The 1,503-nt window shown below is 79.8% G+C and carries 1 pseudogene; it reads right to left on the minus strand.

Features of this window, described 5'->3' with window-relative positions:
* Positions 1–22: 22 nt before the first annotated feature.
* Positions 23–1,462, minus strand: a pseudogene (locus FAF44_RS55545) (FAD/NAD(P)-binding protein); the annotation flags it as partial.
* Between the last annotated feature and the right edge of the window lie 41 nt (positions 1,463–1,503).

A 1,503-nucleotide genomic window follows, 5' to 3' on the forward strand; every position in this document is an offset into this window, starting at 1 on the left:
GTGGGGTGGGGCGGGGGCATGGTCAGGCCGCCGCGTGCAGCCAGGCGCCCGCGACCTGCACCAGCACGGCCCGCGCGAGCGCGTCGGCGGCGTCGAGCAGCGGGGCGGAGCCGGTGGGGCCGTCGAACCCGGGCGGTCCCCCGGCGGTCCAGGGGCCGAGCGCGAACCGGCGGGCGTGCACCGCGCCGCGCCGGGTGACGAGCCTGCGGTCCGGCAGGCGCACGTCCAGGAGCCCGCCCGGGGCCTGACGGCACTCGCCGCGCGCGAACAGCCCGGCGAGCAGCGGGTCGGCGGTGCGGCGGACGTCCGGCGCGGCCCGGCGCGCGTCGACGAGCGCCCGCGCCTGCGTCGAGCCCGGCACGGTGGGGCCGCTCGCCCGCCACACGCCGGCCTCCTCGTCCCGCTCGACGCGCGGCTCGGCCCCGAGGAAGGTGACGACGCCCGCTCTGGCCAGCGCACGCAACTCGGCCTGCCGGGCATGGGACGGGCCGCCGGCGAGCAGGTCGTACAGCTCATCGAACTCCGGGTCGCCGGCCGGCGCGGCGCGGGCGGCGACGAGCGCGTGGATCAGCGCCAGGTCGGCGCTGAAGGCCGGGTCGGCGCGCCGCTCCAGGTCGGCGGCGAGGTAGCCGTGCATCCACCGCTGCAGGCCGGCCAGGTCGCCGAAGCGCATGCCGTGCAGCGGACGGCGCAGGCGGTCCAGGTGCAGGCGGTCGGCGAAGCGCGGCACGGACCTGGTGACCAGCGCGCGCAGTTCCTTGCCGCCCCACTCGCCCGCCGCGAGCGCGGCCTCGAACTCCGGCCACGACGTACGGGTGCGGGCCCCGTGCCGGGTGAACAGCTCACGGTAGTACGCCCACGCCAGCCCCTTGGCCAGCCCCTTGGCCTGGCTCTCCGGCGACGGCGGGCCGGGCACGGGACAGCGGGGCGGCGGGCCGGGCGCGAGGCCGTAGGCGGGCCGGGCGTGGTGCGGCACACCGGCGTGCGAGGTGACGTGCAGCAGCGGCTCGTCCCCGCTGGGCAGGTACACGGTCTCGCCCCGGCCGCGCTCGGCGAACCGCCCGCCGCGGCCGGTGGTGAGCAGGGCCGTCAGATCGGTGAACGCGCGTCCGGAGCCGTGCACGAGGACCGGCTCGCCCGCGCGGAGCAGCTCCAGGTCCGGGACGTCGTCGGCCGGCGCGTGACCGCCGGGCAGGTGGACGAGCCCGTGCCGGGCGGCGAAGACGGCCTCGGCCGCCTCCTCGTCCGTGGGCGGGGCGGCCGGGCGGCCGTGCGCCAGCACCACGGCGTCGGCCGTCAGCGTGCCCCCGTCGGAGAGCCGGACGCGCTGCCGGCCCGCCGGGGCCGACTCGTCGAGGCCCACCGCCCTGGCCCGGTGCGCGTGCACCCGGACGTTCGGGGGCGCGTCGCGTGCCGCCCGGCCGAACGCGTCCGCCAGGTAGTCGCCCACCTCGGATCGGCGGGCGAGGTGGCCGGGCCGTCACTGGCGGACTGGCTCGGCCG

Origin of the sequence: Nonomuraea sp. MG754425 (assembly GCF_021699195.1) — a bacterium.
Lineage (GTDB): Bacteria > Actinomycetota > Actinomycetes > Streptosporangiales > Streptosporangiaceae > Nonomuraea.